The 14,980-nt window shown below is 69.7% G+C and carries 11 protein-coding genes and 1 pseudogene; 9 read left to right on the top strand and 3 right to left on the bottom strand.

Translation table 11 applies throughout. From position 1 onward, the window contains the following. Positions 1-149 precede the first annotated feature (149 nt). From J2853_RS28565 to J2853_RS28555, 3 genes are all read left to right on the top strand, one after another. Positions 150-1,271 (top strand): citrate/2-methylcitrate synthase, encoded by a 1,122-nt coding sequence (locus J2853_RS28565; protein ID WP_307563291.1) that lies wholly within the window; start codon positions 150-152, stop codon positions 1,269-1,271. An 88-nt stretch (positions 1,272-1,359) separates the two neighbouring features. Beyond that, positions 1,360-1,596 (top strand): DUF3017 domain-containing protein, encoded by a 237-nt coding sequence (locus J2853_RS28560; RefSeq protein WP_307563289.1) that lies wholly within the window; start codon positions 1,360-1,362, stop codon positions 1,594-1,596. A gap of 106 nt (positions 1,597-1,702) precedes the next feature. After that, on the top strand, positions 1,703-2,920 hold the full coding sequence (locus J2853_RS28555; RefSeq protein WP_307563287.1) for an NADP-dependent isocitrate dehydrogenase: 1,218 nt from the start codon (positions 1,703-1,705) through the stop codon (positions 2,918-2,920). 174 nt (positions 2,921-3,094) lie between these two features. On the opposite strand, the gene J2853_RS28550 is transcribed toward J2853_RS28555, so the two are convergent. Beyond that, on the bottom strand, positions 3,095-4,675 hold the full coding sequence (locus tag J2853_RS28550; protein ID WP_307563285.1) for a SigE family RNA polymerase sigma factor: 1,581 nt from the start codon (positions 4,673-4,675) through the stop codon (positions 3,095-3,097). Between the two features lie 246 nt (positions 4,676-4,921). Here J2853_RS28550 and J2853_RS28545 point away from each other — a divergent pair, with 246 nt between their 5' ends. Then, a complete protein-coding gene (locus J2853_RS28545; RefSeq protein WP_307568856.1) occupies positions 4,922-7,066 on the top strand; it encodes a bifunctional serine/threonine-protein kinase/glutamate ABC transporter substrate-binding protein in 2,145 nt (714 codons plus the stop codon). On the opposite strand, the gene J2853_RS28540 is transcribed toward J2853_RS28545, so the two are convergent. Further along, positions 7,063-7,593 carry a PadR family transcriptional regulator gene (locus tag J2853_RS28540; protein ID WP_307563283.1) on the bottom strand — a complete coding sequence of 177 codons (531 nt, stop codon included), beginning with the start codon at positions 7,591-7,593 and terminating at the stop codon, positions 7,063-7,065. The two genes, J2853_RS28545 and J2853_RS28540, sit on opposite strands and share 4 nt — an antisense overlap. Positions 7,594-7,648: 55 nt before the next feature. Here J2853_RS28540 and J2853_RS28535 point away from each other — a divergent pair, with 55 nt between their 5' ends. From J2853_RS28535 to J2853_RS28525, 3 genes and pseudogenes are all read left to right on the top strand, one after another. Continuing rightward, positions 7,649-9,106 (top strand): MDR family MFS transporter, encoded by a 1,458-nt coding sequence (locus J2853_RS28535; RefSeq protein ID WP_307563281.1) that lies wholly within the window; start codon positions 7,649-7,651, stop codon positions 9,104-9,106. A 41-nt stretch (positions 9,107-9,147) separates the two neighbouring features. Next, a complete protein-coding gene (locus tag J2853_RS28530) occupies positions 9,148-10,125 on the top strand; it encodes a malate dehydrogenase (protein ID WP_307563279.1) in 978 nt (325 codons plus the stop codon). Between the two features lie 292 nt (positions 10,126-10,417). Beyond that, positions 10,418-10,900, top strand: a pseudogene (locus J2853_RS28525) (hypothetical protein); the annotation flags it as partial. Positions 10,901-11,472: 572 nt separating this feature from the next. Here J2853_RS28525 and galE read toward each other — a convergent pair. Next, positions 11,473-12,432 (bottom strand): UDP-glucose 4-epimerase GalE, encoded by a 960-nt coding sequence (gene galE, locus J2853_RS28520; RefSeq protein ID WP_307563277.1) that lies wholly within the window; start codon positions 12,430-12,432, stop codon positions 11,473-11,475. Between the two features lie 124 nt (positions 12,433-12,556). On the opposite strand from galE, the gene J2853_RS28515 reads away from it, so the two are divergent. Both J2853_RS28515 and trpS read left to right on the top strand, forming a co-directional pair. Beyond that, positions 12,557-13,885 carry a hemolysin family protein gene (locus tag J2853_RS28515; protein WP_307563275.1) on the top strand — a complete coding sequence of 443 codons (1,329 nt, stop codon included), beginning with the start codon at positions 12,557-12,559 and terminating at the stop codon, positions 13,883-13,885. A gap of 14 nt (positions 13,886-13,899) precedes the next feature. After that, the gene (gene trpS / locus J2853_RS28510) at positions 13,900-14,910 is read left to right on the top strand and encodes a tryptophan--tRNA ligase (protein ID WP_307563273.1); all 1,011 of its coding nucleotides are present in this window, start codon (positions 13,900-13,902) and stop codon (positions 14,908-14,910) included. Positions 14,911-14,980 lie beyond the last annotated feature (70 nt).

Below are 14,980 nucleotides of genomic sequence, written 5' to 3'. Positions count from 1 at the left end.
ATTCCTACAGCTCCGGCTTACCCAAACGAGGGGATGGGGAATCGCCTTTGCCAGAAGGAGAATCCTTCGTGAAATTGGTCTGGACCTCCCGGAAAGGTTTCCCCTGCTCACAGGTAGACTTCGGACACAGATAAGCGGAGGAAACACTCATGGCGGACAAACCCACAAAAGGTCTCGCCGATGTCGTAGCCGCGTCCACAGCGCTCAGTGACATCGACGGTCAGGCCGGTCGCCTCTTCTATCGTGGTTACGACATCCACGATCTGGCCGGCCGCACCACCTTCGAAGAGACCGCCCACCTGTTGCAGTGCGGCAATCTCCCCACCGGAGAGCAGCTGGCCGCCTACGGGACGGAACTCGTTCGAGGGCGCACGCTCGGCGCGCTCGTCGAGGCCAACATTTCCGAGATCGCGGAGAAACAGGCCCCCATGGAGGCGCTGCGCACCCTGGTCTCGTTGGCCGCGGGCGACGATCCGGACAAGGATTCCAACACCCCCGAAGCCAACCTGCGCAAGGCCGCCCGGCTGACCGCGCAGCAGCCGCTCCTCGTCGCCCGCTACCACGCGGCCAGGACCGGCACCACGATCGCCGACCCCGATCCCGAACTGAGCATCGCGGCGAACTTCCTCCTCCAGATCACCGGCCGCACCCCCGGTGAGCACGAGGTCAAGATCTTCGACGCCTGCCTGGTTCTCCACGCCGACCACACGATGAACGCCTCCACGTTCGCCGCCCGGGTCTGCGCCGCGACCCTGTCCGACATGCACTCGGCCATCGTGGCGGCCATCGGCACCCTCAAGGGCCCCCTCCACGGCGGTGCGAACGAGCAGGTCATGCGCACCCTGGAGTCGCTCGACCCGAGCGCCGTCGCCCAGTCCGTGCGGGACAGGCTCGCCGCGGGCGAGAAGATCATGGGCTTCGGGCACCGGGTCTACAAGACCGAGGACCCGCGCGCCACGCACCTGCGCCGCATGTCGAAGGAGCTCGGGGAGGCGTCCGGCGACGACAAGTACTATCGGATGTCCAAGGAGATGGAGGAGGTCGTCTTCGAGACGAAGGGCCTCTATCCGAACGTGGACTTCTACGCCGCGACTGTCTATCACTACCTCGGCATCCCGACCGACCTGTTCACGCCGGTCTTCTCGGTCAGCCGCATGTCAGGATGGACAGCGCACGTCATCGAGCAGCACGCCGACAACCGTCTCATCCGTCCGGACAGCGAGTACATCGGCGAGCGGGATCAGAAGTGGAAGCCGATTGCCGAGCGATGAGCGGGGTGCGAGAGCGGTGAACGAGCCGGTGAACGCACAGGCGGCGAAAACAACTGAAGATCGTTGGGGTCCGTATCCACTGGTAGTGGTGGGTGCGATTCTCGCGCTGGTCTTCGTCGTGGTGGCCGATGAGCCGGAGTGGGGCGGATTCGCCCTCGGTGCGGTCGTACTGCTGGGAGCGCTGGCCCGGCTGACCGGAGGCGGACGGCTCGCCGTACGCCGTAAACCCACCGACGTCGCCACTCTCGCGCTCCTCGGTATCGCGCTGATGGTCGGCGGGATACTTCTCCAGTACCCATGGCTTATGCCGCGATCGATCGGATGAAAGGGTGGATCGCAGGGCGATCCCACCCGTCCGATAACCTCAACGGCCAGTGAGCCTCAAAAGGGACCGTCTGGCCGGTTGTTAGTTCAGAAGGGGAATTACACGCATGCCCAAGATCAAGGTAGAGGGTCCCGTCGTCGAGCTTGACGGCGACGAGATGACCCGGATCATCTGGCAGTTCATCAAGGACCAGCTGATTCTTCCCTACCTGGACATCGACCTGAAGTACTACGACCTCGGGATCGAGAACCGCGACGCCACCGACGACCAGGTCACGATCGACGCCGCCAACGCGATCAAGAAGTACGGCGTCGGCGTCAAGTGCGCCACCATCACCCCGGACGAGGCTCGGGTCGAGGAGTTCGGCCTCAAGAAGATGTGGAAGTCCCCGAACGGGACCATCCGTAACATCCTCGGTGGCGTCATCTTCCGTGAGCCGATCATCATGTCGAACGTGCCGAGGCTCGTTCCCGGCTGGACCAAGCCGATCATCATCGGCCGCCACGCCTTCGGCGACCAGTACCGCGCCACCGACCTGAAGATCCCCGGCGAGGGCACGCTGACCCTCACCTACACCCCCAAGGACGGCTCCGAGCCGATCGAGCTGGACGTCTACGACTTCCCCGGCTCCGGCATCGCGATGGCGATGTACAACCTGGACGACTCCATCCGTGACTTCGCCCGCGCCTCGATGCGCTACGGCCTGTCCCGCGGCTACCCGGTCTACCTCTCCACGAAGAACACGATCCTGAAGGCCTACGACGGCCGCTTCAAGGACATCTTCGCCGAGGTCTTCGAGACCGAGTTCAAGGCCGACTTCGAGGCCGCCGGCATCACCTACGAGCACCGCCTGATCGACGACATGGTCGCCGCGGCGCTCAAGTGGGAGGGCGGATACGTCTGGGCCGCCAAGAACTACGACGGCGACGTCCAGTCCGACACGGTCGCCCAGGGCTTCGGCTCGCTCGGCCTGATGACCTCGGTCCTGCTCACCCCCGACGGCCAGACCGTCGAGGCCGAGGCCGCCCACGGTACGGTGACCCGCCACTACCGTGAGCACCAGAAGGGCAACCCCACCTCCACGAACCCGATCGCCTCGATCTTCGCGTGGACCCGTGGCCTCCAGCACCGCGGCAAGCTCGACAACACCCCCGAGGTGGTCGACTTCGCCGAGAAGCTGGAGCAGGTCTGCGTCGAGACCGTCGAGGGCGGTCAGATGACCAAGGACCTCGCCCTCCTCGTCGGCAGCGACGCCAAGTGGCTGACCACTCAGGACTTCCTGTCGGCCCTGGACGAGAACCTGAAGAAGAAGATGGGTCTGTAGTCGGCGGACCACCTGAACCACCTGTGAAAGGGCCGCCCTCCGGGCGGCCCTTTTCGCTTCCGCGGGTGTGGCCGGTCCGCGCTGTCAAGGTTCGTGTCAGGATCCGTTCGAGGGCGGCCGCGCCGTCCTGTCTCCGTCTCGGGGCGTCACGACCCCTGAGGCGTCACCGCGTCGTCACAACGCCGTCGCGGCTCCGAGCACGATCGGTTCGTCGCCGGGAAGGCCGGCCACGCGATGCGTCTGTCCGGTGACCGCGTTCACCCGGAAGAATCCGTGACGTTCGCCACCTGCCTTGGTCGTCATCTTGACGACCACTTCACGGCCGTTCAGCCAGCTCACGACCTCGGCCTTGGCGTTCTCGCCCGGCGAGGGGAGGGGGAGGCGCTTGAAAACCGTTCGTGACGTGGTGTCGATGATGTGGAGGCTCTGGGGTTTTCCGGGCGCGGCCTTGTCGACCCCGATCGCGGCGGAGTACTTGCCGCTGGGCGAGTCCTTCCAGGCGGGGTACTGCCGCCGGAGCCAGTTCGACGCCTTCTCCGCCGCCGACTCCTGTCCCGCGGGCACCGGAGTCAGGGCCCCTGTCACGAAATCGGTCCTCAGTCGCCGCTCGCCGAGCGTGACGGTGAAGTGGCGGCCGTCCGGGGAGACGCTCACCAGCGTGCCGTTCTCCGTGTCGGCGGGAACGAGGACCGGTGACAGGTACCGCTTCACGCCGCTTCGCAGGTCGTAGGCGACATACCTGCGCTCCGCCGCGCTCAGGTAGGCGATGCGGCGCCCGTCGAGGCTGATGGTGGGATCCAGCTGCGGGCCTTTCCCGTTCCCGCGGTGCGCGAGATGCTGCGCCGCGTCGGGGACGCTCACGGTGGACTCGCAGCGGTTGCGGCCCTCGCAGTCCCCCGGCTCGGACGAGGAGCCGCCCGGGGCCCGGCCGGAGACCAGGTTCAGCGTCCAGCCCGTACAGGTGATCTCCCCGATCGGCGCCGTGACGGACCCGCCGCCCGCCGCGAGGCCCTCGCCGGGGCACTGCCCGGGGACCGCGTAGCGGATCACGGAGGAGGTCCGCGGAGCGCGCCACGGCTGGAGGCCGGTGGCCGGGGCCGGGGTCGGGGCGGGGACCACCTGCATGGTCTCCGGGGACCTCGTCGAGAGCGGGTGGTTCCGCTCGCCCAGAGCCGAGTTCCACCACACCTCTCCCGACTGGAACAGGATGAACGCGGCGATGAGGCCGATCGGGACGAGGGCGGCGGCCATGGTGAGGAAGGCACCCCGGGTGCGGCGACGCCTGAGCGCGCGCATGGCCCGGGCGGTGAGGTCGGGCACCGAGGCCTCGCCCGCCCCCGTCGCCAGCCTCGCGACCAGACGGCTCTCGTTGCCCTTGGTGAGCGTGGACACCGCCTCGGTGATCTCCGTCTCCACGGTCGCCAGGGGCAGGCTGAGGAGGGTGGCCATCTCCCCGCGAGATCTGCCGTCGTGGAGGCAGGCGACGACGAGGAGCCGCTGCCGGGGCGGGAGCCGTACCAGGGCCGTGCTGCCCGCGGCGCTCGGCCGCTGCAGGAAACGGCGGTAGAGCGCGATCTGGGCGTGCGTGGTGGAGTTCTCCCACAGCGGCGGGGGCCAGTCGAGGCCGACGGTGTGGAAGGCACGCAGGGCGAGACGGATGGCGTGTTCGTGGCTGCCGGTGAGGAGGAGGGCGGTGCCGACGAGGGAACGCTGATCGCGCTGGACGAACTCGCGATAACCGGTATATCGGCGCATGAGGGTTTTTGCTCCGGCTTGCCTGAGGGGACGGTCAACGGTAGCGATCTAAGCGGCTGGAGCGCCAGATTGGGGTGATTGTCGGAAATTTGATGGGTGGGCGTGTTCGTGTTCCTCGCCGTGAAGGAGCGGGCGATGAGGCGCGGAGCGTGGGAAATGTGCGGTCACGTCGGGATAACACGATGAGTGGGCAACCTGTGACACCGTAAAGTTTGGCTTGTCGGGACATTAAGAGACGTGGGGACGATGATGCCGGATATCGCGCCGCTGGAGGCGGGGGAGCCGCGCCAGGTGGGGCCGTTCCGCATCGTCGGGCGGATCGGCGAGGGCGGCCAGGGGGTCGTCTACCTGGGGATCAACGCGTCGGGGGAGCGGGCGGCGATCAAGTTGCTGCACGTGAAGTTCTCCGGGGACACGGTCGCCAGGTCGCGGTTCGCCAGGGAGGCGAGGGCGGCGCAGCGGGTCGCCTCGTTCTGCACGGCGGGTGTGATGGACGTCGATCTCGAAGGCGACACCCCCTACATCGCCAGCGAGTACATCGACGGCAGGTCGCTGCGCCAGGTCGTGGAGGACGACGGCCCGCTCAAGGGCACCGCGCTGCAGCGGCTGGCGATCGGCACGGCCACCGCGCTCACCGCGATCCACCACGCCTCGATCGTGCACCGCGACTTCAAGCCGGACAACGTGCTCATCGCCGCCGACGGTCCCCGCGTGGTCGACTTCGGCATCGCCCGCATCATCGACTCCACCGGCACGATCACCAGCCGGGCCATCGGCACCCCGGCCTACATGGCGCCCGAGCAGATCTCCGGCTCCGACGTCGGCCCGTACACCGACGTGTTCGCCTGGGGGGCGACCATCGTGTTCGCCGCGACGGGGGAGACCGCCTTCGCGGGCGGCTCGATCGCGGTGGTGCTGAACCGCATCCTCAACCACGAGGTGGACGTCAGCGTCATGCCGGAGCCGCTGCGCGGCGTGGTCCGCTCCGCACTGTCCAAGTCGCCCGCCACCCGGCCCTCGGCCGATCAGATACTGCTCCGGATGCTCGGCCACCCCGAGACCGTGAACGCGTCACCCATGATCCTCAACCAGGGCGCCCAGGTCGCCGGCCCGGAGGAGGACGACGCCACCAGCCCCATGCGGATACCGAGCGTCAGGCTGGGCGTTCCCATCCCGGGCACCAGGCCGGGCGGCGCCGTCCCGACCGGTCCGGTTCCCCCGGCCACGGACCCTTCGTCGCGGCACCCCGGCCACGACGCGCCCACCCGGGACGACCGCCGGGAGCGGCCCGGTCACGGCGAGCGTCCGTCGTCCCCCGGTCACCCGTCTCCCGGTCACCCGTCCTTTCCCGGGTACGGCGAGCGTCCCTCGTCTCCCGGGTACGGCGAGCGTCCCTCGTCTCCTGGGTACGGCGAGCGCCCGGCGGACGTCCCGCCGGGTTGGCAGGACGTCGCCACGGCGACCTGGGTCGGGGACCCGGGGCCGCTCCCGGCCAGGCGTTCCCGCAAGGGCCGCTGGATCGCCGCGGTCGCCGCCGCGGCCGTCCTGCTGATCGGGGGCGCCGCGACCCTCGTGGCCACCGGGTGGCCGCCGTTGTTCGGCGCGGAGGAGGTCCAGCCCACGGGGGAGCCCGTCCCGGGGACGTTCGCCTCCGTGGTGGACAAGGCGGCCAAGACCGGCAGGCTCACCGTCGGCGTGCGTGACTTCCTGCCCGGTATCGCGCTGAACGACAACGGCGACTGGAAGGGATTCGAGATCGACCTCGCGGTCGAGGTCGCCCGAGCGCTGGGAGTGCCCCGGGACGGCGTGACCTTCCGGGCGACCAGCCGGGAGGAGCGGCCGAGGCTGCTGTCGACCGGCGACCTCGACCTGGTCCTCGCGACGTATCCGATCAACGACGAGGACGGCGTCACCTTCGCCGGGCCGTACTATCTCGCCCACGTCGACGTCCTCGTCAGGGGCGATTCGCCGATCGCGGCCGCGAAGGACCTGGAGGGCCGCCGCGTGTGCCGGCCGGCCGCGAGCACCTCGGTGGCCGTCCTGCAGGGCGAGGTGGACCGGCTCACGCTGGTTCCCGCCCAGACCTACTCCGAGTGCATGGACAAGCTGCTGAAAGGCGAGGTCGACGCGGTTCCCGGGGACGACCTGCTGCTGGCCGGGTTCGCCGACCGGGAGAGCGTCCGTTACAAGGTGCTCGGCCTGAAGCTCACCGACGAGCGCTACGCGGTGGCCGTCAAGAAGGGCGACGAGCGCACCTGCGAGGCCGTGCAGGGGGCGATCGCCGCCCTCTACAAGGACGGCACGATCGCGAGACTGCTCGACGAGCATTTCTCGAAGGTCGAGTTCGCCACCCGCGAGAACGGCCTCCCCGCCATGGCCCCCTGCGCCTAGGGCCGAGCCCCTCCGCCCGAGCTCTCGATCGCCGCCGCCGTGTCGGCGGCCCAGTCACGCACCGTCCGGATCTGCCGGATGCCCAGGTCCAGGGCGTATTTCCCGAAGCCGACCTCTGCGAGGGACTTGCTCCTCCAGAGTGCCTCCAGCGCCTCCAGTTTGGCGTCGTAGACCTCGACCTCCGCGCGGAGCAGCGCCAGGGCCTCCTGCGGCTCCAGGGTGGGCAGCAGGAAGGCGCGGAGCGCCGCCTCGCTGCGGTGCGACCGTGACGGCTCCTTCTCCACCAGCCACCGCCGCAGCTCCAGCGAGCCCGCGTCGGTGATCGCGTAGGTCTTCCTGCCCCGGGGACCCTCCTCCTCGACGGTCACCAGGCCGTCCGCCGCCATCTTGTTCAGCTCCGGATAGATCTGGCTGTGCCCGGCCTGCCAGGCGTGGTTGATCGACCCCTCGAAGAGTTTCGTGAGGTCGTAGCCGCTGGAGGGGCCGGAGACGGTCAGCAGGCCGAGAAGGGCGATCCGCAGGGACATGCCCTCATCATATCCGCGCGTTGACATGTCAAAGCAGACAGGTAATTATCAACATGTGTCTACTGACGTATTGATATCCCCCGCAAAGCCCCGTTCCGGCAACGGGCTGCTCCTGCTCGCCGTCCTCGGCGGAATGTTTCTCGCGATGCTCGACCAGACGATCGTCGGCACCGCCCTGCCCCGGATCACCGAGGAGCTCGGCGGCTCAGACCTCTATGTCTGGGTCGTGACGGCCTACCTGCTGACCTCCACCATCACCGTCCCCCTGTACGGCAGGCTGTCCGACACCTACGGCCGCAAGCCGCTGCTGCTGATCGGCGTCGTGGTGTTCCTGCTCGGCTCGCTCCTGTGCGGCGTCGCCCAGGACATGGGCCAGCTGATCGGCTTCCGCGCGCTGCAGGGGCTGGGGGCGGGAGCGCTGCTGCCGCTCTCCCTGGCGATGGTGGCCGACCTGTTCCCGCCGGACAGGAGCGGCCGGGTCCAGGGCGCGCTCGGCGGGGTGATGGCGCTGAGCTACATCGCCGGGCCGTTCCTCGGCGGTGTCTTCACCGACCAGGCCAGCTGGCGCTGGGCCTTCCTGATCAACCTGCCCGTCGGACTGGTCCTCATCGCGATCGTCGTCGCACGGCTGCCGCACGTGGCCGGGCAGGGGCGCGGCGTCCGCCCCGACTACCTGGGCATGGCCGTGTTCTCCGCGGGCATCGGCGCGCTGCTCGTCGGCCTGACCGAGAAGGGCCTGGACGACCACTCCTGGACCAGCGGGCCGGTGCTCTGGCCGATCGCGGCCTCCGCCGTACTCCTGGTGGCGTTCGTCCTGGTCGAGCGGAGGGCCGAGCAGCCGATCATCCCGCTGGAGCTGTTCCGCAACCGGACCTACACGCTGGCCAACGTGGCGTCGTTCTTCACCGCCTTCTGCCTCTACGCCGGGGTGGTGTTCCTGCCGCGCTACTTCCAGGAGGCCATGGGGCTCAGCGCCACCGAGTCGGGCCTGCGCATCTACCCGCTCATGCTCGGGATGGTGGCCGGCAGCATGATCGCCGGTGCCCTCATCTCCAGGACCCAGCGCTACAAGCCGTGGCTGGTCGCGGGACCGTTCCTCATCGCGGTCGGGGCGCTGCTCTGCGCCGGGCTCACGGCCGAGACCCCTGCTCTGGTCCTGGCGGGGTGGATGGCGCTTCTGGGCCTCGGCATGGGGCCGATGCTGTCCGGCCTGACCGTGGCGATCCAGTATTCGGTCCCGCCCCGGTTCATCGGCACCGCCACCGCGAACCTGACCTTCTTCCGCCAGGTCGGCGGCTCGGTCGCCCTGGCCCTCGCCGGCACGGTCTACGCCTCGGTGATCAGGGACGACGCGCCCGTCCACGGGCTGAGCGCCGCCCACGCCGCCGCCACCGCGACCGTCGTCCCCTGGCTCGCCGTTGGCGGGGCGCTCGTCGCGCTCGTCGCGTTGATCCTGCTGCCCCGAGGGCGCATCGGGGCACTCGGCGGACGGCCGTCCGGCGTGGACGGGTAACATCCGAGCGTCACAATTCATCCTTCGAGTGGGGGAAGGTCATGGCCCAGAGTCCCGTAAAGGTCACCGTCACCGGCGCCGCCGGCCAGATCGGCTACGCGCTGTTGTTCCGCATCGCCTCGGGCCAGTTGCTGGGCGCCGACGTCCCGGTCAAGCTGAGCCTGCTGGAGATCCCGCAGGCGGTCAAGGCTGCCGAGGGCACCGCGATGGAGCTCGACGACTGCGCGTTCCCGCTGCTGAGCGGCATCGAGGTCACCGACGACCCGAACGTCGCGTTCAACGGCACCAACGTCGCCCTGCTGGTCGGCGCCCGCCCCCGTACGGCGGGCATGGAGCGCGGCGACCTGCTCCAGGCCAACGGCGGCATCTTCGGCCCCCAGGGCAAGGCCATCAACGACAACGCCGCCGACGACGTCCGCGTGCTGGTCGTGGGCAACCCGGCGAACACCAACTCGCTCATCGCCCAGCAGCACGCCCCGGACGTCCCGGCCGAGCGGTTCACCGCGATGACCCGCCTCGACCACAACCGCGCGCTGTCCCAGCTCGCCGCCAAGCTCCAGGTCCCGGTCACCGAGATCAAGAAGATGACCATCTGGGGCAACCACTCCGCCACCCAGTACCCCGACCTGTTCCACACCGAGGTCGGTGGCAAGATCGCCGCTGAGCTGGTGGACGAGGCCTGGCTGCGCGACACCTTCATCCCGACCGTCGCCAAGCGCGGCGCCGCGATCATCGAGGCCCGTGGCGCGTCCTCGGCCGCCTCCGCCGCCAACGCCGCGATCGACCACGTCTTCGACTGGGTCAACGGCACCGAGTGGACCTCCGCCGCGATCCCGTCCGACGGTTCGTACGGCGTGCCCGAGGGGATCATCTCCTCCTTCCCCGTCGCCTCGCGCAACGGCAAGTGGGAGATCATCCAGGGCCTGGAGATCAACGCCTTCTCCCGCGAGCGCATCGACGCCTCGACGCGCGAGCTCGAGGAGGAGCGCGCCGCCGTTCGCGAGCTCGGCCTCATCTGAGCCGCTGAGAAAGGGCCCCGGCACGCGGGCTCCGGGAACCGTCGCGACACCTGACGTATTCGGGGGTCGCGGGGTCCGGGGCCGTGAGTGCCGGGGCCCTTCCGCGTCCGGGGCGGGGTCCGGGATCCCGTACCGCCCGCCGGGCAGGGCGGGACGCCGCGGCGCCGCCGCTCCCCGGCCCGCCGCCGCTCCCCGGCCCGCCGCCGCTCCCCGGCCCGCCGCCGGGACGCGCGGCCGGCGGAACGAACTGGCGGCGTGTCGATCACCGCCCCGGAGGGCGACTCGGCGTTCAATGATCACTGATGGTCGAGGGGGCCGGTGTTCAGGGATCATGGTGCGGGTGCGGATCGTCGCCGGTGTGGTCAGCCTTGTGCTGGCGGTAGCTCCGGGCGCGGCGTCGGCGAGGTCCGGGGAGAAGAACCTGGTCGGGGCCGATCTTTCGGTACGGCTGTCGGTCCTGCCGAAACTCGCGCAACCGGGTAAGCCGCTGATCTACCGGGCCGACGTGAGCAACGCGGGGCCCGAGGACGCGGTGCTGCCCGTGCTCGTCGTCCGGTTGCCCGAAGGGGTCGAGGTCATCGGCGTCAACGTCGCCGAGTGCCTTCCCGGCGGCGCGGCCAACGAGGTGATCTGCGCCTCACGGCAGGACGTCATGGCCGGGGACGCCGGGGGCGTGACGATCAGCGGCCTGGTCCGTCCGGGCGCGCGAGGCCCGCTCAGGGCGACCGCGACGCTCTCCTCCGAGATCGTGGACGAGAACGGGACGAACGACTCCGCCCAGACGTCGACCCCGGTGGGCGAGGGCACGGACCTGGCGGTCAGGCTGTCGCGCAGGGCGATCGGCGGCCGGCTGGTCACGGTGGGGGCCGTGGTGCGCAACCGCGGGCCCCGGGCCGTCCGCGACGCCGCGGTCTTCTTCGACACGGGGAAGGCGCGCTTCCTGTCGGCGTCCGGAGCCCGGTGCCGCCCGCGCCCCGGCTCCGTCGGCTGCGCACTGCGCACGGTCGGCTCGGGCGGGAAGGTGAGCATGCGGCTCACCTTCCGTGCCCACGGGCGCGGCCCGCGGGCCCAGGCGACCGTCTACTCCGTCCGCCTGGGCGACCGCCGCCCCGCCAACAACATCGCCAGCCTGACGCCCTCCTCGCGGCCGAAGGAGGGGTCGCCGACCCCGGAGACCGGCGACGGGCGATCCACGGATCACCCGAGGGCGGGGGCTCCACGCCCTGTCGCGACCGGCCCGGCCGCGCGTCCTGCCGGTCGGCGCGATCCCCCGGCCGAGGCCGGAGGTTCGCGCCCGGGGAGTTCGATCGGAGCACACGGCCGCCCGGCGTCCGTGCTCTCACGAGGTCAGCGCGGCAGAACGTCCCAGGCGTCGGCGACGATGTCCCGGACGGACGGGTGTTCGGGCTTCCACCCGAGCTCGCGCTGGATCTTCTCGGACGAGGCCACCAGCACCGCCGGGTCTCCGGCGCGACGCTCCTGTACGACCGCCGGAATCTCGTGCCCGGTGACCTCGCGGCAGACCGACAGGACCTCCTGAACCGAGAAACCGGTGCCGTTTCCCAGGTTGTAGATCTTGTGCTCGCCCGGGGAGCAGGCTTCCATCGCCAGGAGGTGCGCTCTGGCCAGATCGGCCACGTGGATGTAGTCGCGCACGCACGTGCCGTCGGGGGTGGGGTAGTCCGTGCCGAACACGCTGACCGCGTCGCGTCCGCCGAGCGCCACGGCCAGGACGTTGGGGATCAGGTGGGTCTCCACGGTGTGACGCTCGCGGTAGACCCGCCCGTCTTCCGCGGTGTGGGCGCCGCCCACGTTGAAGTATCGCAGGCTCACCGCGGCCAGGCCGTACAGCCCGGCGAACGTGGTCAGCGCGGTGTCGACGGCGAGTTTGGACGCGCCGTAGGGATTGGTCGGCCGGGTCGGGTCGGTCTCCAGGACCGGGGAGCGCTCCGGCTCGCCGTACGTGGCGGCGGTGGAGGAGAAGACGATCCGCCCGACCTCGGCGGTCCGCATGGCGTCGAGCAGGGCGAGGGTGCCGCCGAGGTTGTTCGCCCAGTACAGGCCGGGCTTCTCCACCGACTCGCCGACCAGGGACTTCGCCGCGAAGTGCAGCACGCCGTCCATTCCGGGCAGCACGCCGCCGGCGTCGGTGATCGATCCCTCCACGAAGCGGGCGCCGGACGGCACCGCGTCGGCATGACCGGTGGAGAGGTCGTCCAGCACGGTGACCTGGTGACCGGCCTCGACGAGTTGCGCCGCCACGACGCTGCCTATGTATCCGGCACCTCCGGTGACCAGCAGCTTCACGGAGCCTCCTGTTTGATGTTGTTTGTACTTGTTTACTTTTGTATGGCTATCGCCAGCATATGCTGGCACATCAAATATCGGCCACCGCCGCGAAACGAGCGACGGCCATGACGGAGACGATCTCGTGAACAGCGTCGTGGCGAACATCGCCCTGGTCCTGCTTTTCGTACTGATCGGGGGATTCTTCGCCGCCGCCGAGATGGCCATGGTCTCCCTGAGGGAGAGCCAGGTGAGGCGGCTCAGTGGTCGCGGCCGCCGGGGGGCGAGAGCGGCCAAGCTCGCCCGCGACCCCAACCGCTTCCTCGCGGCCGTGCAGATCGGCGTCACCGTGGCGACCATGATGTCGGCCGCGTTCGGCGCCGACACCCTGGCCAAGGACCTGGTCCCGGTGGTGACCGGCTGGGGGGTGCCCGCGTCCGCCGCGGCCACGATCGCGCTGGTGCTCGTGACGCTGGTCATCTCCTACTTCTCGCTGGTGCTGGGCGAGCTCGCGCCCAAGCGGCTCGCCCGGCAGCGGGCCGAGGGGCTCTCCCTGCTGGTCGCGCCGTTCCTGGACCGGCTGGCCTTGCTGTCGCGACCGCTCATCTGGGCGCTGTCGAAGTCCAGCGACGGCGTGGTCCGGCTGCTCGGCGGCAACCCCGACACGGATCGGGAGGAGATCTCCACCGAGGAGCTGCGCGACATGGTGGTCGGCCACCAGGAGCTCACCGTCGACGAGCGCCATCTGATCGCGGAGGTCTTCGCGGCGGGCAAGCGGCAGCTCCGCGAGGTGATGCTGCCGCGCACCGAGGTGGAGTTCATGTCCGCCGACACCCGGCTGGCCGAGGCCGCGATCCTGGCCGCGGCCATGCCGCACTCCCGTTTCCCCGTCTACCGGGACTCCTACGACGACGTCGTGGGGTTCGTCCACATCCGGGACCTGCTCGACCCGGTGCTGACCGGGTCGATCGAGCCGATCAGCGAGCTGGTGCCGATCCGCCCGGTCAAACTGGTCCCCGCCAGCAAGCGGGTGCTGGCCACGCTGTCGGAGATGCGCGACGAGGGCCACCACCTGGCGATCGTGGTCGACGAGTACGGCGGCACCGCGGGCATCGTCACCATGGAGGACCTGGTCGAGGAGCTCGTCGGCGACATCCGCGACGAGCACGACGTGGAGGACCGGCAGGTCGTGCTCCCCGCGGGAGAGGCCGAGCTCGACGGGCTGGCCAACCTCGACGAGGTGGCGACCGAGACCGGGATCCGGTTGCCCGACGGCCCCTACGAGACCCTCGGCGGGTTCGTCATGTCGGCCCTCGGCCACCTGCCGGCGCTGGGGGAGCGGGTGGAGATCCCCGGCTTCGAGCTGTCGGTCACGGACCTGGACGGCCGCAGGGTGTCGCGGGTTCGTATCAAACACCGGCCGGAGGCGCCCCCGGAGCCTGACGGGCGGGCACCAACGACTCCCGGAGGCTGACAGAATTGCATGCTATGGCCAGTCCTCGTGTCTTGTCCGGCATCCAGCCCACCGCCGACTCCTTCCACCTGGGCAACTACCTCGGCGCCGTGCGGCAGTATGTCGCCATGCAGGAGGGCTACGACGCCTTCTACTGCGTCGTCGACCTGCACGCGATCACGGTGGAGTACCAGCCGGAGGCGCTGCGCAGGCGCTCCAGGGTCGCCGCGGCCCAGCTCTTCGCCGCGGGTCTGGACCCGGAGCGGTCCACCGTCTTCATCCAGAGCCACGTCCGCGAGCACACCGAGCTGGCCTGGGTGCTGATCTGTCTCACCGGCATGGGCGAGGCGGGCCGGATGACCCAGTTCAAGGACAAGTCGGCGAAGTCGGGAGAGAGCTCGGCCGGTGTCGGGCTGTTCACCTACCCGATCCTGCAGGCCGCCGACATCCTGCTCTACCAGGCCGACAAGGTGCCGGTCGGAGCCGACCAGAAGCAGCACCTGGAGCTCACCCGCGACCTCGCGCAGCGCTTCAACCACCGCTTCGGCGATACCTTCACGCTGCCCGAGCCGCACATCGTCAAGGGCGTCGAGAAGATCACCGACCTTCAGGACCCCACGGCGAAGATGTCGAAGTCCTCCTCTTCGCCCGCCGGCATCCTGGACCTGCTGGAGCAGCCGGGGCCGCTCCGCAAGAAGGTCATGCGCGCGGTCACCGACACCGGATCCGAGATCCTCGCCGACGACGAGAACAAGCCCGGCGTCACCAACCTGCTGCGCATCCAGTCCGCCCTGAGCGGCACCCCGATTCCCGAGCTGGAGGCCCGCTACGCCGGCCAGGGATACGGCACCTTCAAGAAAGACGTGGCCGAGCTGGTCGTGGACACCTTCACCCCGATCAGGGAGCGCACCGAGAAGCTGCTGGCGAACGAGGCCGAGCTCGACAGGATGCTCGCCATCGGGGCTGCAAGGGCCCGTAGCGTGGCCGCGGGGACCATGGCCCAGGTTCGTGACCGGGTTGGTTTCCTGCCTTCTCTGACGCTCTGAGCGCGTTTGGAGTTTCCTGCCCCTCCTGACACTCTGGGCGCGTTTGGATGGGTTCGGGTTCGGGCCCTGT

The sequence above is a fragment of the Streptosporangium lutulentum genome (assembly GCF_030811455.1).
Lineage (GTDB): Bacteria > Actinomycetota > Actinomycetes > Streptosporangiales > Streptosporangiaceae > Streptosporangium > Streptosporangium lutulentum.
This window is presented reverse-complemented; position numbering and strand designations above follow the sequence as displayed.